This is a genomic window from Compostibacillus humi (genome assembly GCF_014637175.1).
Lineage (GTDB): Bacteria > Bacillota > Bacilli > Bacillales > Amphibacillaceae > Oceanobacillus > Oceanobacillus humi.
Window position 1 is genome coordinate 26,949 of record NZ_BMEV01000003.1, and the last position, 19,886, is coordinate 46,834.

General features: G+C 40.2%; 19 protein-coding genes. 1 reads left to right on the plus strand and 18 read right to left on the minus strand.

All coding sequences use genetic code 11. The annotated features are described in order from the left end of the window. Nucleotides 1-39: 39 nt before the first annotated feature. The 4 genes from IEV18_RS01180 to prsW form a co-directional block, all read right to left on the minus strand. The gene (locus IEV18_RS01180; RefSeq protein WP_188390538.1) at nt 40-699 is read right to left on the minus strand and encodes a flagellar brake protein; all 660 of its coding nucleotides are present in this window, start codon (nt 697-699) and stop codon (nt 40-42) included. A gap of 94 nt (nt 700-793) precedes the next feature. Next, complete coding sequence (gene ypeB / locus IEV18_RS01185; RefSeq protein WP_188390539.1) at nt 794-2,134, minus strand: germination protein YpeB; 1,341 nt, start codon at nt 2,132-2,134, stop codon at nt 794-796. 15 nt (nt 2,135-2,149) lie between these two features. Next, nucleotides 2,150-2,917: a spore cortex-lytic enzyme gene (sleB, locus tag IEV18_RS01190; protein WP_373281865.1), complete on the minus strand. Its 768-nt coding sequence runs from the start codon at nt 2,915-2,917 to the stop codon at nt 2,150-2,152. A gap of 190 nt (nt 2,918-3,107) precedes the next feature. Further along, on the minus strand, nt 3,108-3,749 hold the full coding sequence (gene prsW, locus IEV18_RS01195) for a glutamic-type intramembrane protease PrsW (protein WP_188390541.1): 642 nt from the start codon (nt 3,747-3,749) through the stop codon (nt 3,108-3,110). Nucleotides 3,750-3,832: 83 nt separating this feature from the next. On the opposite strand from prsW, the gene IEV18_RS01200 reads away from it, so the two are divergent. After that, complete coding sequence (locus tag IEV18_RS01200) at nt 3,833-4,807, plus strand: asparaginase (protein WP_188390542.1); 975 nt, start codon at nt 3,833-3,835, stop codon at nt 4,805-4,807. Between the two features lie 33 nt (nt 4,808-4,840). Here the strand turns inward: IEV18_RS01200 and IEV18_RS01205 are convergent, their stop codons facing one another. The 14 genes from IEV18_RS01205 to resB form a co-directional block, all read right to left on the minus strand. Then, nucleotides 4,841-5,821: a YpdA family putative bacillithiol disulfide reductase gene (locus tag IEV18_RS01205; protein WP_188390543.1), complete on the minus strand. Its 981-nt coding sequence runs from the start codon at nt 5,819-5,821 to the stop codon at nt 4,841-4,843. A 95-nt stretch (nt 5,822-5,916) separates the two neighbouring features. Then, nucleotides 5,917-7,197, minus strand: a complete 1,281-nt coding sequence (locus IEV18_RS01210; protein WP_188390544.1) for a Glu/Leu/Phe/Val family dehydrogenase — start codon at nt 7,195-7,197, stop codon at nt 5,917-5,919. 143 nt (nt 7,198-7,340) lie between these two features. Next, the gene (locus IEV18_RS01215; protein WP_188390545.1) at nt 7,341-8,267 is read right to left on the minus strand and encodes a D-alanine--D-alanine ligase; all 927 of its coding nucleotides are present in this window, start codon (nt 8,265-8,267) and stop codon (nt 7,341-7,343) included. A gap of 43 nt (nt 8,268-8,310) precedes the next feature. Beyond that, entirely contained in the window at nt 8,311-8,901 is a 591-nt protein-coding gene (locus tag IEV18_RS01220) for a genetic competence negative regulator (protein ID WP_188390546.1), read from the minus strand. A gap of 99 nt (nt 8,902-9,000) precedes the next feature. Continuing rightward, nucleotides 9,001-9,276: a hypothetical protein gene (locus IEV18_RS01225; RefSeq protein WP_188390547.1), complete on the minus strand. Its 276-nt coding sequence runs from the start codon at nt 9,274-9,276 to the stop codon at nt 9,001-9,003. Continuing rightward, the gene (locus IEV18_RS01230) at nt 9,260-9,862 is read right to left on the minus strand and encodes a CPBP family intramembrane glutamic endopeptidase (RefSeq protein WP_308421524.1); all 603 of its coding nucleotides are present in this window, start codon (nt 9,860-9,862) and stop codon (nt 9,260-9,262) included. Before IEV18_RS01230 ends, IEV18_RS01225 begins: the two co-directional genes overlap by 17 nt. Continuing rightward, nucleotides 9,840-11,384: a RecQ family ATP-dependent DNA helicase gene (locus IEV18_RS01235; RefSeq protein WP_188390549.1), complete on the minus strand. Its 1,545-nt coding sequence runs from the start codon at nt 11,382-11,384 to the stop codon at nt 9,840-9,842. Before IEV18_RS01235 ends, IEV18_RS01230 begins: the two co-directional genes overlap by 23 nt. Before the next feature lie 18 nt (nt 11,385-11,402). Further along, nucleotides 11,403-12,440, minus strand: coding sequence for a YpbB family protein (locus IEV18_RS01240; protein WP_188390550.1), 1,038 nt, complete (start codon nt 12,438-12,440; stop codon nt 11,403-11,405). A gap of 181 nt (nt 12,441-12,621) precedes the next feature. Next, complete coding sequence (locus tag IEV18_RS01245; protein ID WP_188390551.1) at nt 12,622-13,779, minus strand: RsiX family anti-sigma factor; 1,158 nt, start codon at nt 13,777-13,779, stop codon at nt 12,622-12,624. Further along, nucleotides 13,754-14,311, minus strand: coding sequence for an RNA polymerase sigma factor SigX (gene sigX / locus IEV18_RS01250; protein ID WP_188390552.1), 558 nt, complete (start codon nt 14,309-14,311; stop codon nt 13,754-13,756). The genes IEV18_RS01245 and sigX overlap by 26 nt, the downstream gene beginning before the upstream one ends. Before the next feature lie 153 nt (nt 14,312-14,464). Next, the gene (locus tag IEV18_RS01255) at nt 14,465-16,219 is read right to left on the minus strand and encodes an ATP-binding protein (RefSeq protein ID WP_188390553.1); all 1,755 of its coding nucleotides are present in this window, start codon (nt 16,217-16,219) and stop codon (nt 14,465-14,467) included. Further along, on the minus strand, nt 16,219-16,938 hold the full coding sequence (locus IEV18_RS01260; RefSeq protein ID WP_188390554.1) for a response regulator transcription factor: 720 nt from the start codon (nt 16,936-16,938) through the stop codon (nt 16,219-16,221). Before IEV18_RS01260 ends, IEV18_RS01255 begins: the two co-directional genes overlap by 1 nt. 58 nt (nt 16,939-16,996) lie before the next feature. Further along, nucleotides 16,997-18,190, minus strand: coding sequence for a c-type cytochrome biogenesis protein CcsB (ccsB, locus tag IEV18_RS01265; protein WP_188390555.1), 1,194 nt, complete (start codon nt 18,188-18,190; stop codon nt 16,997-16,999). A 55-nt stretch (nt 18,191-18,245) separates the two neighbouring features. Beyond that, a complete protein-coding gene (gene resB, locus IEV18_RS01270; RefSeq protein WP_188390556.1) occupies nt 18,246-19,880 on the minus strand; it encodes a cytochrome c biogenesis protein ResB in 1,635 nt (544 codons plus the stop codon). Between the last annotated feature and the right edge of the window lie 6 nt (nt 19,881-19,886).

A 19,886-nucleotide genomic window follows, 5' to 3' on the forward strand; every position in this document is an offset into this window, starting at 1 on the left:
GTCGTATATACCCATTGGTGCAAAAAATATTTTTATAAGTTACATTAATTCCTTTTGTCTCGCTTCCCGTTGTTTTTCAAAGCAAAATTGAATGATCTTTTGCTGGTCATGGCTGTCCAAATGAATAAATTTCACTGCTGCTAACTGAATACGGCGATTCGCTTCTTTTATATTGACGACTTCGCCATTTGCCGTTATGTATACATTTTCACCCGAATGCATAGGCAAAACTATCGTAGCTTCGAGTTTCTCTCCTTGTTGTAACGAGACGTCTTGGGGAAGGATAATCGACACTCCTCCTCCGCTAATATCCGACGTAACTGTAGTAAATGGAGAAAAAGCGTTTTGCAAACTATGAACCGCCACGTCCACAGCCGTTTCAATCCGCACAAAATTTCGGCGCTGTATTTTTTTTATCTGTTCTTTCGCTGGTAAAAGGATTGCAAGAGTCGGGATACGGTATTTTCCCTTTTTTACAATTTTACTTTCAAATTGGTGGGCAATTTTTTCCTGATCTAAAAATGTTACGGTAATTTTCGTATTAAGCGGTAAAAAGGAGCTTCGTTTTGTTCGCTGGTGTATCGGTAAGTCAATAAACAGATAGCTTTTGTTTTTATCAATCACTTTGCAATGATATTTTTCATTTTTCATTGTTTTCGGGTCAAGAGCTTCCAGCTGAAGTTTCGTTCCTATCTTCATCGTATCCCCCCAACCATTCTTCCTGCTGTCTACTCATTATTACTCTTATTATGACAAAAATAAAGGAAAAGGGAAAGGCTTTTTGCCTTTCCCGCTAATTTACCGCATAGTTTAATTCTGTACCGCCCAGCTTTTCTACTTTTTCTTCTAGACCGGACATGGCATTAACAAATATCCGGTACGTATCATTGTTATACGTTCCTAAAAAATCATAAACGAGAACTTCTTCACCTAAATCGTTTTCAATAATCGCAATTCCTTCCTCATGTATTTCGACGTTTGGGTTTACCATCTTTTTTGCTTCCTCATTGCTCATTTCTGGTTCTGGGATATCCCTGTCTCTATGGTTTTTGTAATAGGATTCTGCCGTTAATCCGAGAATTTCTCCATTGTCCAAGGCAACTTTCACTTCGACAGCATCGGAATAAACTTTTATTCCGTCATCATTATACAAGAACGTATACGCGCCTATATTGTCAAATTCACTGCTCTGGAACATTTCCATATTTTCAAAGCCTAATTCTTTCAGAAATTCCGACGCTTTCCGGCTTCCTTCATTTAAACTGATTTTCCTCTCTCCGATTTTCCGTTGAATGAGCAATGATATAGGATGACCGCCTTGCTTCAAAATATCAACGTATCCTTCTTTGCCTTTTTGATGATAGGATGCACTGTATAGCGGCACGTCGGCCCCGTCACCGGTTTCGGTCAAGGTAATTTGTTTTTCATCCTTCAAATTTAGCAAATTTCGACTAATCCTTAAAGCTTCATTTTCGCCTATTTCTTTCCCGGAAATGTTCTCAAAAGCGTGCTGTTTTGCAGAAGTTCCGATTAATGCTGAATGGACATTGCTTTCTGTATATCCTTCCACCGTTTTTTCCACCGTTTTTAAACCGTCGATAATGGTATTGTCGACATTTTCGTCATTATTCGCCAATGCGAGCTGAACGTCCATCCAGCGCAAATTATTTTCCAGGGCAAGATGCTGAACTTTCCTTAATTCCTGTTCAATCTCTGCCGACTGTTCATATAGAGACTGGAGAATGTCCGACTCTTCTTCCGTCAGCGGTTCGTCGTTCAAATTCCGCACCGCGGTCCTGTAAGTAAAATCACCAATATTGGAAAGAAATTCTTCGGTTTTGTTGAAAGGCAATAGCCCTAACGGCAATTGTCCGACATTGGCGTTCGCCTCTGATGTCAGTCGCCAAATTTCCACCATTTGCGGTGACAAGCGCTGATCCGAATTCATTGCCAATGCCGTCCCTATTTCATCATGGATTAAATCGATATAATACACTAATTCATGGAAAGCTCGCTGGTACGTATTTTCCGCCTGGATAAGAATGGCATTTTTCTCTTGATGTTCCTGATATCCCCAAAAGGCTGTTCCTGCAATCCCTAATGTTAACAATCCGATGAGTATCCATCGCAACAAAGCTATTACTCCCTTCTATTTGCAGAATATATGTTTTCCGATTTTCTTAATTTGCGGTCTTGACCAAATCCAAGGTGAAGTGGCTGTTTCCGGATTAAAATAGTACAATGCATTTCCGGTCGGGTCCCATCCATTAATTGCATCCAGCACCGCCTGTCTCGCCGTTTCGTTAGGAGTCAGCCAAATCTGCCCGTCCGCTACCGCAGTAAAAGCACCCGGCTCAAAAATAACTCCTGCTACCGTGTTGGGGAAGGATGGACTTTCTACCCGGTTTAAGATGACCGCAGCCACCGCCACTTGTCCTACATACGGCTCCCCCCTAGCTTCACCATAAACAGCATTTGCCATTAACTGTATGTCATTTTGTGAAAAACCTTGGGGTACGTTCACCGCCGTCACGGTAGGACCGTCATCTGCTGTTTCCCCTTGCCCGGCTTGTTTCGTTTTTGCTGGTGCTGATTGTTTTTCTTTATCTACACCTCCATAATGGGTAAATTTTTTTCCTTTGGCGATCTGTTCTTTCACGAAAGCTTCATCGTATTTACTGGCCTTCACCAGTTTCTGCTTCGTCTCTTCTCCCGCCAGACCGTCAATTTCCAGTCCGAATTCATATTGAAAGTTTCGCAATGCCCAATACGTTCCCCAGCCGAATACACCGTCAATTTTTCCGTTATAGAAACCTAAATATTGTAGTCTTGCTTGTAATTCAATGACGTCATCTCCGGTAGCGCCATGCTGAATAACTTGATTGCTAAATGCCTCTGTCTGTTGAGGGCTTATCATATTTACTCCTAGAAAACAAAGCATTATGATTATACATAAACATGTAGATTTGTTTCTGCCCATCGTTTTCCTCCTAATATACTTCAGTTATTGGTATTATTTTTCGAAAAAGCTCTTTTTTTATGCACAGATAGATAGAATGAGCGAAGAAAAATGTGAAAACCCCTCTGCTCTAAAGAACAGAGGGGTCTTAAACGAACTGATTGGCAGATTTCACACGGCGCAGTGCCATAAACCATAATAAAACCATAAAGGGAGAAAGAATGTAAATCCAATTCTGGCCAATCGACAATAAAATATAATTATATATTCCGTGAAGAACAAAAGGAATAAAAAACGCTAAAAACCGGTTAAAATTAGTATGATGAGGTGTTAATTTAGCCTTGCCGAAATAATAGCCCATGATTACACCAAACAATGCATGGGAGGAAACCGGAAAAAAAGCCCGCATAAAAGCGTATTCGATTCCATTCGTAATCAAGTATAAAATATTTTCTACCGAGGCAAATCCGAGGCTGATGGATACGCCGTAAACAATTCCATCATAGTGATCATCAAATTCGTCATGATAATAAATGGTGAAAACAAAAATAAACCATTTGAAAAATTCTTCAAAAAAAGCAATGAAAAAGAACGATTGGATAAAATAATTATTCGTAATGTCTTCCGATGTCAATACATATTGGATAAACATAATAGGAAATACGAGGATTGCTCCTGTCAAAAATGTCCTTATTATTAAAGAAATTGGTTCCGTCACTTTATCTTTTAAGTAAAAATAGGAGAGTAAAGCGAAGGAAGGAGCAAGACCTGCGGATAAAATGGCAAACATTGTTATTACCTCTTTCCATCACACTAATGATATCGTAACATGATGATAGACTTATGAAAATAGGATTATAGGGGGGTTTTTCTGTGAAGAAAATACTAATTATCCATACCGGAGGAACAATCTCTATGCTTGAAAATAAAGAAACAAAAGAAGTGAATTTTTTCGGGGGGTCCCATCCGCTGTTAAATGAGCTGAATAAATTAGATATTAATGCGAAAATCGATGAACATATACAATTTGATTTGCCGTCTCCACATATTACACCGCAGCATATGTTCTTGCTATCCCAAAAAGTTAGCGCGGAACTGCCTTTCTACGATGGAATCGTTATTACCCATGGAACGGATACGCTGGAAGAAACGGCTTATTTTCTCCATTTGACGGTAAAAACGGACAAACCAATTATCATTACTGGAGCAATGCGATCGAGCAATGAAATCGGTTCTGATGCCCTATATAATCTTATTTGTTCCGTACGTGTGGCAATGGATCAAAAGGCTGCCAATAAAGGGGTATTAGTTGTGATGAATGATGAAATCCATTCGGCGGAAAATGTTACAAAAACATCGACAAGCAACATCGCTACCTTTCAAAGTCCGCAATTTGGTCCGTTAGGCATAATAACGAAGAATGCCATTTTCTTTCATCGGACCATATTACAACAGCCGATATTTCCAGTTAACAGCATATCCAAGCATGTTATTTTGCTGAAAGCATATGCTGGCATGGATTGTCGGCTATTAGCTGCAGTGCAAGAAATAAAGCCGGACGGAATCGTAATTGAAGGATTCGGACAAGGGAACTTGCCGGAATCGGTCGTTCCAGCGCTTCAGGCATTTATCCGCGCATCGATTCCGGTAATCCTCGTTTCCCGGTCCTTTACAGGAACGGTTCAGCCGACCTACAGTTATGCAGGAGGCGGCAAACAATTAAAGGAAATGGGGGTCATTTTTGCCCAAGGTATGACAGGCCAAAAGGCCCGCATTAAATTGTTAATTGCTTTGGAGCATACAACGAATTTACATGAACTGGAAAGCATCTTTGAATCATTTGCTTAACCAACAGAAAAAGCAAGTGGAAATCCACTTGCTTTACTCCGTTTTCTCTTTTACCGATTGGGCAATTTGTTTTCCATGGAACCGGCCATTTTCGATAAAAATTTCGTTGTTGTTAAATCCGGCAGCCACCACACCTGCGATATAAATACCAGGTACATTTGTTTCCATCGTTTCTTCATCAAAATCCGGTTTTCCGGTATGAGGATCAACGTTGACACCTGCCATTTTTAAAAATTCAATGTCCGGCCGATATCCGGTCATGGCAAAGACAAAATCATTTTTCCTTTTTTGGAGTCTTCCCTTTATCGTAAAATGAATTTCTTCATTCGTAATCTCGACAACTTCAGATTCAAATATCATTTCGATTTTTCCTTTGCGAATAAGGGAATCGAATTCAGGAAGAATCCATGGTTTAATACTCTTCGAATATTCCTTGCCGCGGTAAAGGACGGTTACTCTTGCTCCTGCATGAAACAGCTCCAGTGCCGCATCGACAGCTGAATTTTTTCCTCCGATGACCGCAACATCTGTATCATAATAAGGATGAGCTTCTTTAAAGTAGTGGGTGACCTTTTCTAAATTTTCCCCAGGAATGTTTAAATAATTCGGCTGGTCATAATAGCCTGTCGCAATGACGACAAAATCGGCATAATAAGTTTGGACTTCTTTGTTCTTCGTCGTCGTTCTAACGAGAAATCCTTCATTCGTTTTTTCAATCTGTTCCGCTTTTTCGAAAGTATGAATACGAAGTTTGTTCCGTAAACAAACTTCGCGGTAATACGCCAATGCTTGCAGGCGTACTGGTTTTGGCTTTTCTGTAATGAACGGAACATCCCCTATTTCTAAACGTTCGCTCGTACTGAAAAATGTCTGATGGGTCGGGAATCGATACAAGGAATTGACGATGTTTCCTTTTTCGATAATCAGCGCCCGGATGCCCAACTTTTCTAATTCCAGTGCACACGATAAGCCGCAAGGACCGGCACCGATAATGATTACTTGTTCTCTATTCATTTCTCTTTCCCTCTTTCTATATATCACCAAAAAAACTCCTATCTTCATAAGACAAGATAAGAGTTTTTTTGTTTTTGTAGGCAAGCATTTTTAATTTAGACCCAGCCGCGGAATCGGGATGCTTCTGCCATCTTACGTACACCGACCATATATGCAGCAAGGCGCATATCGACATTTCTCGTTTGTGCTGTATCGTAAATATTGTTAAATGCTTTAATCATAATCTCGTGGAGACGTTTATCAATTTCTTCCTCTGTCCAATAGAACCCTTGGTTATTTTGTACCCATTCGAAATAGGAAACGGTTACTCCGCCTGCGGATGCCAAAACATCTGGTACAATCAGAATACCCCGTTCTGTCAGAATTTTCGTTGCTTCCATCGTTGTCGGGCCATTGGCAGCTTCAACGACGATACTTGCTTTAATGTTGTGGGCATTTTCAATCGTTATTTGGTTCTCCACAGCTGCAGGAATGATAATATCACATTCCTGTTCCAGCAATTCTTTATTCGTAATCGTATTATTAAATAATTTTGTAACGGTACCAAAGCTGTCCCGACGGTCCAGCAAATAATCTATATCCAGTCCATCCGGATCATATAATGCTCCATAGGCATCGGAAATTCCGACAACTTTTGCTCCTGCATCATGCATAAATTTGGATAAATAACTGCCCGCATTGCCGAATCCTTGCACGATAACTTTGGCGCCTTTTACATTTATTCCTCTTTTTTTTGCAGCTTCATTTAAGACGATGGTAACTCCTTTAGCCGTTGCCGTTTCCCTTCCGTGGGACCCGCCTAAAACAAGCGGCTTGCCCGTAATAAAACCGGGGTTATTAAATTCATCGATACGGCTATATTCATCCATCATCCATGCCATAATTTGTGAGTTGGTCATCACATCAGGAGCAGGAATGTCTTTCGTAGGGCCGACGATCTGACTAACTGCTCGCACGTACCCCCTGCTCAATCCTTCTAATTCACGGAAAGACATTTTCCTCGGATCACAAACAATACCGCCTTTAGCTCCACCATATGGCAAATCAACGATACCCGCTTTTAAGCTCATCCAAATAGATAAAGCTTTTATTTCGTTCTCTGTAACATCAGGATGGAAACGAATGCCGCCCTTTGTCGGGCCGACTGCATCGTTATGCTGTGCGCGATACCCTGTGAATACTTTTACGGAGCCGTCATCCATCCGAACAGGAATCCGTACGGTTAACATGCGCAATGGATCTTTTAGCAATTCGTAGACTTCTTCTGGGTAACCTAATTTTTCTAGTGCAGTTTTTATAACTGCTCGGGTAGAAGCTAGAACATCTAAATTCTCCTGATTTGCTTTGGTGGAACTTGCTGCTTTTTCGGCTACCATGAATTTACCCCCTAAAATTCAATGAAATGTGATAAATAATATTCATGTAAACGCTCTACTCAGAAATTAGTATACACTTTCAAAATAAATATGCAACATAAAAATAAAATTTGTGATAATTGGCACTATTCCGCTATACTAGCTTAAGACGTGGATAATTGGATTAGTTTTTCAACCATATCTTCATAGTCAATTCCAACCGCTTTCGCCGAATCAGGAAATAGGCTTGTCGGTGTCATTCCCGGCAGTGTATTCACTTCTAATATAATTGGCTGTTCATCTTCTGACAAAATGAAATCAACCCGGGAATAGGTTTTGCAGCCTAATGCCTGGTGAGCTAAAACAGCATATGTTTGAATCTGTTTTGTCAGTTTTTCGTCAAGGTCAGCTGGTACAATATGTTCACTTCCTCCAGGGGAATATTTTGATTCGTAATCGTAATATTCATTTTTAGGAATAATTTCAATTATCGGCAGTGCTGTTTCATTGTTTGGTGTTCCCCAAACCGGTACCGTCAGTTCTCTTCCTTTTACAAAGTCTTCCGCCAATATCGTTTCATCGCTTTCCAGCGCTTTTTTAATTGCTGGGAGAATCTGTTCTTTATCCTTAACGATAGTTAATCCGAGGGTAGAACCTTCTTGATTCGGCTTAATGACAAAGGGAAGCTTAAACTTATTTTCAACCGTTTCTGCCACCTGTTCCACGGTCTCTTTGCCGGAAACCGTAAAGGCTTCACTGTAAGCTACAGGAATTTGGTTCATTTTAAAAATTTGTTTTGCTTTTGCTTTATCCATGGCAAGGGCGGAGGCTAACACACCGGAACCAACGTAAGGCAGCCGCAGCATGTCCAATAGTCCTTGAATTTTTCCGTCTTCGCCAAATTTTCCATGCAGTCCGATAAATACTAAATCGACTTTTAATTGGAGAAGTTCATCCAGCCGTTCAGGATGAAAATCAATCCCTATTACCTCATGGCCTTTCTTTTGCAAAGCTTTCATTATTTCTTTTCCGGAGGATAGGGAAACTTCCCTTTCTTTGGAAACCCCACCATAGAGCACGGCAATTTTCATTCAGTTACACTCCTTATTTAGCCTTCTTTTTGGAAACTTTCTTTCAGTTTCCGTTATTAAAAAATATCTCATCGATTTTCATGATTGCTTGGGAAGAAAATATCGGCTTTCCATATTCCTTTAATCGATGGGAAGTGATTATGCTTGGGCAGGAATACTCAGACATTACGGCAATGAGATCTTCCTGATTACAATTTAATATGTCCTCTTCTTCCAGAAGCATATAATACTCGCCTTCAAAATAATAAATTTGTCCGCCGGTAATATTCATGGCCGATAATTTGCACGAAAGCTGCAAGATATGTTCAAAATCAGCAAACGAAAATATCATTTCCTTGCTTTCGTCTAACGTGACATTCATTTGGATATAATCATCATTCCAATCATGGACGGATTGAAGAAGGGTTACTGTAACGTGAAGCCCCTGTGCTTGCATCAAATAAACATGAACTTGCAATGTCCCTTCCAATTCAATACCAAGTTCATCACTCGCTTCATAAACCATGTCACTAAATAAATGCTGGATGGACGTTATGTCTTTCCATGTATTGTTTGTAATAAAACCCCTTTCAATCAGATCATCAAAGGTTAAAAAAATCGAAAATTGGTTACTGGACAAACGTTCGATTCGCAACGGCCTTCCTCCCTATTCAATGATCCTTATGTACGTAGCTGAATTGCGATTTTGTTTATTTCAATATATGCAAGTATTTGCCTATTTGGGCATATTCACTCAAAAATTATTGCTTTCTGCCAATACCCAAGCAATAATTGCAATGAGGACCAAAATTACCGAAAGAAAGCGAATTAGCGGCTTGCTAAAGCTGAAGTGGGATTTTCCGCTGTTTTTATGTACTTCTCTTCGGGGAGGAAGATTTAATATGTCTATTTCTTCAAAGCTATCTTTTGATTGCTCTTTCAATTTATCCTTTGGTTGCTCCTTATCATCCATTATCTCCCGCAGTTCGTTGGCCTGGTCCATCATCTTCTCTTCATCTTTTACATTCATTCGTTTTCCCTCCACCTTGAAAGTGAATATACAAACCTAACAAAAAGTCCACGACAAAATGTGCTGTAATAGTAACGAGCAAGTTATTCGTCAATACAAATAAATATCCTATGATAAAACTGACAATAATAACGGAAGCAAACAGAACGGGCTTTGTCAGATAACGAAAATGGACGATGGCAAAAAGAATGCTTGCAGCAGCAAAGCCAAAAACTGATTGTATTACTCCGCGAAAAAGCATTTCTTCCGCTAACGCAATAAAAATGGCGAGAAAGAAAATATACGGTATTGATACGTTTTTAAATATTTTCTCATTAATTCCGCCGTCGTCTATTTTTTCGCGGGAAACATATTTCATTAACACAATATCGATCAGGACGATTGCTATCCCCGGCATCAGCCCGTAGTATAGAATTTCTTTTATGTTCCATTTAAAAAGGTCCATCCATGCTGTTATCGAATCAAAGAAAAAGAAACTTAGAATGATGCTTATAGCAAACAGCAAACATTGGGACAGCCATACTTGTGTTCTCAGTTCTTTATCCGAAAGCTGTTTTGCGATTTCACTCTGTTTCAATATCTTCACCGACTTGGAGAATGTATTTTAATTGCTGCTGCCAATCATTATAGGAAATAACCTTGTTTTTCTTTTCTAATAATGGCAGCTTTCCCCAATCCAATCCGCATCGGCTGCAGCACGGTCCTATTGGCGGAGAAAATGACGATTGAAATTCTGCATATAAACTTTCGCGCAGGCATGATTTGCTGTTCACCCATTGTACCATCTCTTCCAGCTTTTTCATCTTCCAATCATGCCTTTCCCGGATAAAAGCTAAAATGGAATGATATGCTTTTTTCGATTTTTCTGTTGTTAAATGGATGTAATTTCCTTTAATCATATCATGTTTTTCAAGCTGAAACTTTAAAAATCGCCATTGAATTTCATTCAGTTCAAATTGATTTTCCATGTAAAGATCCTCCGGAACCGGTTTCCCTTGGTTGTAAAGGGCAGTCATATATTGAAAAACACGGAAGACCGTTTCTTCTTCAGGCAGCTCCTGCTTGATCAATTGTTCAGGGATATGTATGTCCTGATTGGTAAAAAGAAGCAAACTTAAACTTAATTCACCATCACGTCCAGCCCGTCCAGCTTCTTGAATATATGATTCCTTTTGCATTGGCAGATGGTAATGGATAATTAAGCGGATGTTGTCTTTATTAATTCCCATACCGAACGCGCTAGTGCAGCAAATAATGTCAAGCTGATCATTCATAAATTGCTGCTGAACAGCTATTCGATCCGTCTGTTCCATTCCGCCATGATAAAAGGTAACGTGACGGTCGGAAAAGGCTTTAGCTAAGATAGCGGCCGTTTTTTCCGCAGTTTTTTTGCTGGAAAAATAAATAAGTGACGGTACGGTATATGTATTTAACAGTCGGATGATTTTCTCTATTTTTTCCTCGTCGCTGTTTACCTTTTCTGCAGCGAGTACGATATTCGGCCGGTCCATTGGATAAATCCGCTTTTTCATATTTGGTTTTTTTAAAGAGAATATAATATCCTGCTGGACTTCAGGGGTTACCGTAGCACTAAGTGCAAGTGTTGTCGGCTGTTCAAGAGTGTCCAGCACCGTGCTTAACTTTAAATAATCCGGCCGGAATTCGTGGCCCCATTGGGAAATACAGTGGGCTTCATCAATAACAAATAAGCTCACCCGTACATTTTTAAAATGGGCAACCGTTGCCGGATGGGTCAATAATTCCGGCGATACGTACAACAGTTTATACCGATGCAGGTTTTTCAGCACCTGTTGCCGCTGCCTTACGTCCATAAAGCTATTTAATGTCGTTACGCCGGGTACCCGCATCGCCCGCAGCTGCTTTACCTGGTCGATCATTAGGGAAATAAGTGGAGAAACGACAATGGTCAGTCCCTCGAGCAGCATGGCCGGCAACTGGTAGCAGACGGACTTGCCCGACCCTGTTGGAAGAACCCCTAAAACGTCTGTTCCTTCCAGCACATCTTGAATAATTTCCTTCTGGCCTGGCCGAAAGGTAGGATAGCCAAAATATTTTTGCAGCTCTTTTTCCAGTAATTGTTGTGCCATGCATACCACCAATTTTCTTTATTTATTTTGGTTTGATAATACAAGCCGGATTTGAAAGTAATCAATGTGATCTGGCACCGCATTTTTTATATCTTTCAGCTTAAAGGAATTCAATCTTTTTATCGCCTGGACAATCTCCATTTTTTCCTCCGGTGATACGAACGGTTCAATGGGAAAATCCGGAACAGAAATGGCTAATTCAACGATATGATCATGAATTGTATTAATCTTTAATTTTCGGATGGACGCAATTTGTTCAATCCCATAGCCTTTTTGCAGTAAGCGGTATGTTGTTTTTGCCGATTCTGTCAGCGCAGCTGCCGGAATACTATTTTTGGAAACAAAGGACAGGTGCGGATATAAGTCTTTTTCTTTATTCACTTTGACATACATTTGATGTTTTACACTTTCTAACAGGAGGATGACGTCATGCCGATCTTGGGAAAATTTTTCTGCTAATTGCTCGATACTTAAACCGTATCTTTTATAGCCGGTTAACCGGTGTACAAAAATTCCTTTTTCCAGTTCCGAAAATGGCTGCAACAAGTTATACAGTTCTTGATACAGTCCCTTTAGCCAATTCTTTTCCTTCCCCTTTATTTTTGGGTATATCTGTTTTATCCAATATTGTATTTTTCGATCGTCAATAATAGGGAGAAAAGTGGTATTACCCATATTCCTGTTCGTTAATGTTTGGATTAAAAGCAGAAGCCGGCTATAGAAAATATTTGCTGCATCTCCAAACCTTTTTCCATAAAAGCATTTCATCTTATATCTTTTCAGCAATACATGGCCTTGATCCGTTAAGCGGTAAAAGGAATTCGATTCCTTTCCCCTTCTGATCAATTTTTTTCTTTCCAGTTCCGTAATTTTTCTTTCAAAATCATCTCTTGTTAATGTGGGATAAATTCGATAATAATTTTCCAATCGAAATAAAAAAGCATCCTGAACGGTTTGAATTCCTTTTTTTCCTTTTAGCAAATGATATATGCTGGATGCTGAACGTTCTTCATTCAATTCCTTTATACATGTTAAAATAATCGCTTCGAAAAGCATGTTCTTCCCCATTTCGAACAAAAATAGACATCTTTCATTTAAATAATAGCACAGGAAGATTAAATCGAGGAGAAAAACGACAGCTGAGAAGAAAGGGTTAGTAAGGACAGCGGCATTTCAACAGGAAATGCATCATCCAGCTCCGGATATACGATCCAAAGCTGGATGTAAAGTATAGGATCTATTTCCCTATAGTATACGGATTCACGCCTTCTGGCACTTTTATCGGCTGTTCCAAAATATAATTTCCAATCCGGACTATCTTTATATTGTCAAAACGGACAGATTCGAAACCATAGCTTTTGGCTGTCATTAATATCGCATCAATCATGACGGAATACTTTTCATTGTTTTCTAGTATTGCCTTTCCGGTATATTCGAGCACGAGTTCTTTTTCATCTTCTGTTATACGAAAGTTGATTTCTTCCGGTATCGTATTTGTTAAGTGAAAGGCCGTATCCTCCTCCTTCATTTCCAAAATTGCTTCATCGATAGGAAAATCCGGTTGTTGCGGCACAGGTACAAGATATCGTTCCTTATATAACTTGTAACTTGCCCTCTCTTCGGGAAGGATTGGCATTTCTTCCATTTTCCCGAACGGGCCTAAGTCAATTGTATTGCCGTCTGCCGTTTCGAAAACTGCTTTTGTAATGCCGTGGGGAGCAAACATAACCGATAACGTCTTTTCAAATTGATACGCCCTGACTGAACCTTCACCTAAAGAAAAATCTTGCGGAAGCTGAACTTTGACGATCTTTTTCTCATCGTCGATCGAATAAGTTGCACCTTGCAGTAAAAAGTCGTTATCTGCCAGCTCATGCTCTTCCATATATTCAGGTAATTTATTATAAAGTTCGTCTAAATTCCCTTTGGCGGAAACGACAAATGTTATCGGAATTAAATATTGTCCCTGTTCGTCCGGAATTGCTCCGAATATGACGTTTTCGTCATCATTCACAGTATGAAGTACGTAAGCATGACTTTTATCAGCCTCTGCGGTAAAAAGGGCATCATAATTCTCGTCTTCGATCATCGTTAATTGTTCATCCTGTGCTTCCATTGCCCCGCTTGAATCATTAGCTACTTCTGAAGTAAAGTGAGAGTCGGATAAATTATAAACAAACGGAATAAGAACGATTATAAATATGGCAGCTGCCGTTGCCAATACCGGTGCAAACCGGCTGAATTTTGAACGATCATGAGATGCTAAATCGGTCATATTGTCCTCTAGCGCAGACTGTTTATATATCTGGTATTTCTCCTGGCGGTCTTCCAATCTGGGCATTTGCTGCAATAATTGAATAATTTCCTTTTCATCGTTTCCCTTCCTTGACTTCATTTTCCGTCCCTCCTTTCTCTTCATCTTCCAATAAATATTTCCGTAAATTTTTTAATCCGCGATGCTGGGTAGTTTTTACTTTGCTAATACTGAAATTTAATATTTCTGCCGTTTCCTGTATGGAAAAAGATAAAATATACCGCAATATTAGAACGCTTCTTTGATCTTTTGTGCATTTGTCCAAATAATGATAAACCCTTCGTATTTCATCATTTTGAATGGCAATTTCTTCCGGAAGGCTTTTATTGTCCGGAATGATTTCCCCTTTTTCACTCCAGTCAAAAAATTGGGAGATGCGTTTCTTCATCCGCTGCTGAGAGCGAAAGTAGTCGTATGTTACGTGCCGGGCAATGGAAAAGAGCCAAGTTTTTTCGCTGCTTTCCCCCTTAAAGGTGTAGTATGACTTCAACACTTTAATATATACTTCTTGGATTAAATCTTCGGCGATGGTTCGATCTTTGACTATATACATGATGAATTGGAATAAGTCCTGATGGTACGTATCATACAATCGATCAAAAACGGTTTTCATTTGGAACCTCCGTCCGTTTCATAAAAATAGTCGTTATTCCATGTAAATAGTTACACTAATAACTATATGGGAAAAAGGGAAAAATACCAAGTTCAACTTCTATAAAAGCAAAAAAACTCTGCAAGCCAATGATTGACTTGCAAAGTTTTTCGCTTAATCGAGAGGAATCCGGAAACTAAATGTAGTTCCTTGCTGCAGTTTGCTTTTTACGCTTATTGTTCCTCCATGACTTTCCACAATGTTTTTTGCAATGGCAAGCCCCAATCCGGTACCTTTTTTCTCCTTATTTCTCGTTCTTGATTTATCTGCTTTATAAAAACGCTCAAAGACAAAAGGCAAATCTTCTTCCGGAATTCCGCTTCCATTATCTTCAATCGAAACATACAATTCGCTTTCCGAGTTTTTTACTTTAATAAGGACAAACCCGTGATCATCGGTATGCCGGATGGCATTGTCGATTAAGTTTGTAAATACTTGCTCAATTTTATCCGGGTCTAAGGAGACGTAACGAACTGTTAGCTGAAATTCGTGCATCAGGCGGATATTGTTTTCCGTTGCAACCCCTTGGAATTTCTTGACAATTCGCTGCAGGTACGGTTTAATTTCCACAAGTTCCTTTTGGAGCTGGCTATGGCCAGCTTCCATTCGGGCTAAATCAAGCAAATCATTTACTAAACGGCCCATGCGCAATGATTCTTCATGAATGATTTGCGCAAGTTCATTTTTCTCTTCTTTCGTCTCAGCAATGTCGTCTACGATTGCCTCGCTATATCCTTGCATCATTGAAATCGGCGTTCGCAGCTCATGGGATACGTTAGCGATAAAGTCTTTTCTTAATTTATCTGTTCTTCTTTCCTCCGTCATATCCCGAATTACTGCAACCGCTCCCCGGACGTGAGGGCCATCATACAAAGGAGTCATTAGCATGACGTAGATTCTTCCCTGGATATTAAATTCCCGAACTGCCTTTTTTTCTCCTTCGATGACTTCCTGCAATATTCCCTTAAGTTCCGCCGGAATTTCCTGATTTTTTTCATCGATCGGAATGTTATTTTCAAAGTAGAGATTTTCAAGAAATACTTTTGCAGGAGGGTTGACAACAATCATATGCCCGTTGCGGTTCAGCGTCATAACCCCGTCAGCCATGGAGCTGACGATGCTGGAAAATTGCTCTTTTTCCTGTCTGAGGGCATTAATATGAAACTTTAACTGTCTCCCCATACGGTTAAATTCTATCGCCAGATCGCCGATTTCATCGTGGGTCAAAATCGGAACTTTCGTATTAAATTCCCCTTTGGTAATTTCCCTCGCTGCTTCCCGCATTTTAATAAGCGGTGAGGTTACCCGGGTGGAAAGAAAAACAGCAAAAAACGTCGTTAAAATTAAGGCGACAGCAGCACCAAAATAAATAATTTTCCTTGTTTCCGCCTTCGTTTCATTGACGACATTCAATGATTGATAGACAAAAATGGCACCATTTCTCGTTGGTTTTCCGACGATAATAGCTTCAAAATCGGTATCAGGAAGAATGATTTCTTCTTGAACTTCCACGTTGCCATTTATAACTCTTTGCAATTCGGGCATTTCGTCCAGCCAGCTAGGCTCCATTGCAGTTAAATTTTCATCTGCAGAGTCTGAAACCCATATTTGCTGATCAGCATGAACGATAGCCACCCTGCTCGTCTGATCTTTTATCAGTTCAACGAATTCCTCGGAAAAAGTTTCGTTTTCTTGCTGTTCTAATAAAAGGGAGATTTTCGTTGCTACTTGCATTAAATTTTCTTCAGCCTTCGTAATATGAAAATTCTCGAAAAACTGCAGCAACAAGATGGACAAGATAAATAAAACGAAACAGACGAGACCAAGTATTGTTACTGCCAGTTTTCCGACAACACTACGCCAAAACATTATTTGCCATCATCTACTTCAAATTTATAGCCTACTCCCCAAACGGTGACGATCATTTTCGCAGCATCTTTGGAAACTTTGCTTAATTTTTCCCGCAATCGCTTAATATGGGTATCCACCGTTCGCAAATCTCCGAAGAATTCGTATTGCCAAACTTCCTTCAACAGCTGTTCCCGGTTAAACACTTTATCCGGCGACTTTGCCAAAAAGCAAAGAAGCTCGTATTCTTTCGGCGTAAGGCTTACTTCTTGTCCATCTGCAGTAACACGATGGGCATCATGGTCGATAGTTAAGTGCGGAAAAACAAGGACATCTCGTGTTGGCATTTCCGCTTCATTAAACTGGGAGGATTGAACCCTGCGCAGTATCGCTTTGACTCTCAAGACTGCTTCCCGCGGACTAAACGGTTTAACGATGTAATCATCTGCCCCGACTTCAAACCCCTGTACACGGTTTGACTCTTCCCCTTTTGCCGTTAACATGATGACAGGTGTACTTTTCTCTTTGCGCAGTTCCTGGCAAACTTCAATTCCGTCCATTTCCGGCATCATAATATCCAGGATAATGACGTGGTAATCATTTGCCAAGGCCATTTCTAATGCCTCTTTTCCGTTTGCCGCTTCTTCAACAGTAAATTCTTCCCGCTCAAGATACATACGCAGCAGCCTGCGAATCCGCTCTTCGTCATCCACAACTAACACTTTCGTTTCCGTTTCCATTTTGCTCCCTCCCTAAATAATGGAAAAACTTTCATTTTATCAGTTCGTAATAATAAATTTATGCATAAGAATGTAAACCAGCCATAACCAGGTTCACGACAATCAAGTTAAACATAATAATACCGAATCCGATGACGGCCAGCCATGCGGATTTTTCACCGTGCCAGCCTCGGGACAGCCGCAAATGCAAGTAGGCTGCATAAAAGAACCAAGTAATCAGGGCCCAAACTTCTTTCGGGTCCCATCCCCAGAAACGTCCCCAGGCAATTTCTGCCCAAATGGCGGCAAAAATCAGGCCGCCTAATGTAAATACTGGAAATCCAATCGTAACCGACCGATATTCAATTTCATCCAATAAATCTGCTTTAATATTTCTAAGCAATGGCTGGATTGTTGCGCCAATCCTTTTTCTAAAAATGAGGCGGGCAGCCAAATAAATGATGGACCCTGCAATGATGGACCAAATTAACGTATTAAACTTCCTGCCTGCATCTTCGCCTTGGAACCATGCCGGGGTTTCAAACCAAGGTTCCATGACACCCTCTGTTATTAGGGTGCCCCCGTTTGGCGCTGCAATCGGCGGCAAATGATATTCGGTAGTAACCGTATTATTTCCTTGGCTGTATTCAAAGGTTGCTTCATAATCCATCGCATTAAACGTAGTAGTAATTGCTACGAAACCAATTACAAGGAACAGAATATAAATGACAAACTCAAGCCAGAAATTTTGCTTTGTCCTCCGGGATTGGTCCGTCACTTTAATTAAATACATTAATCCGACGACAAAACTAATTCCCAAAATCCCTTGTCCAAGGGCGACAGTAGTTACATGAATGTATAGCCAATGGCTCTGCAAGGAAGGAACGAGCGGTGCAATTTCCGTCGGGAACATACTTGCATAGGCAATGATAATCATTGCGATAGGCAGCGCAAATAATCCTAAAAAGTTAAGCCTGTAATAGGCGTAAAGAATAATAAATGCCAAAACTAAGGCCATACCTAAAAAGGTGACAAATTCAAACATATTGCTTACCGGTGCATGGCCGCTTGCAATCCACCTTGTAATAAAATAGACGAGCTGGGCTAAAAATCCTGCTACTGTCAGCGAAAAAGCAATTCTTTCCATCGTGCGTTTTTTCCGATGCTGGTCTGTTCGTTTATCCCGAATCGTTGCACCGAAAAAGAACGTTGCAAGCAAATAACCGAAAAAAGCGGTATAAAGCGCGGTGCTGCTTACGCTTAATAAATCCATAATACTCCTCCTCAAGCAGTGTGAATGCTTTAGTTTTTTCTATTTGTCTGCACGATTACGATGATTTATCCAGTTCTTGCTGGTCCTCCACCATCGTAATATTTGTATCTTTAATCGCAATTTCAATCTCTTTTTTGATACCAAACCAGTTTTTGTTTGTATGGGCTGCCAGCAGCACTTTGCCATTGTTCGGATTAATCCATATACGACGGTGCTGCCAATACATTCCTTGAATGACACCAATCATAAAGATGGCTGCACCGATTCCGAAAAATGGAAGAGAACGGTCATATTTTACAGACAGTCCGCTAACATCCCGCATATCAAAATCTTGAATTCCCAATTTATAATTGTTTTCTCCTGTCGCATCGACATTACGTCCGATGCCGACAAAGCTTATTTCAGGCGCGTTTTCATCCGGCGGATAAACGAGAAATACAAAAGCAGGATTCCGGGGATAATTTGTTTCTGATGCAGGTACTCCGTTCTCGTCCAAATAATAGTCAGGATAATATTGATCAATGACGACACGGAATCCATTGTCCAGTTCATACTCTGATTCAGGATTTGTCAAATCAATGGTAAATGAACCAAAATCATTTTCTTCATTGTCCTTTTCCTGAATCGCAAAGGTCATGCTGGAAAATTCATTGAGCTGATATCCAGACTGATAGATGGTGAATTTGTCAAATTCAAGCGGTTTATTCATCTGGACGGAATCTTCCAATATAGGTTTTAGTTCTGGTTCTGCCCCAGGAAGCGGAGTATCAGCACGGTAAACGATCAGGTCCGTCTGGTAGTTGCTAGGAACCATGCCTTCTTTTTCCAATGCTTCGGCAAATTTTTCATCATCATGGACATCGAAAATAAAATCGATATTTTCTATGTAGTATTCCCCGTCGGTACCAGGAATAACAGTCGTTTCCCCTTCTCGCACCCAGACGTATTCCTCAAAATAAAATATTGGCGTCATTCTCAAAATCGCTGCTATTAAAATAATGATTAATCCAATATGGTTCACGTATGGGCCCCAGCGGGAAAATCTGCCCTTTTCCGCTAGTAAATTTCCGTTTTCTTCGGTAATGTCGTAGCGCATTTTTGCCAAACGTTCTTTTACAAGTTTTAACTCTTCGTCCGTCACATTTTCTGACTCGCTGTACAGCCGCTGCCTGCTTAAAAATGTTTTATGTTTTTTTGGTTTTTGTATTTTCAGCGCTTTGTACAGCGGCAAAAAGCGGTCAAGACTGCAAATAACGAGAGAGACACCGATAAGGGCGATCAAAATCATATACCATACCGAAGAGTATAAATTGTGAAAGCCGAGCTGATAATAAATTAATCCAAATATCCCGTATTGTGCTTCATAGAATACGGCAGGGTCCCGGTTTGGCGCATTAATAGGTATGTATTGTTCTTGCGGAAAAATTGTTCCAAGGATGGAAGCAATTAAAGCTAGAACGATAAGCCAGACCCCCACCTTCACGGAAGAAAAGAAAGCCCAAACTTTATCTATGAACGTTTTATTAAAGGTTTGGGAACGTCTTGCCGTTCCGTCATATCGCATATTTAACAATCTCTTTTTATCATTTCCGTCTATATGCTGGTTGCCCTCAATCGGCTTACCGCACGATTCACAAAGAACCGTTCCGATCGGGTTAACATGTCCGCATTCGCACTTTATTTCTTTCATAACTAC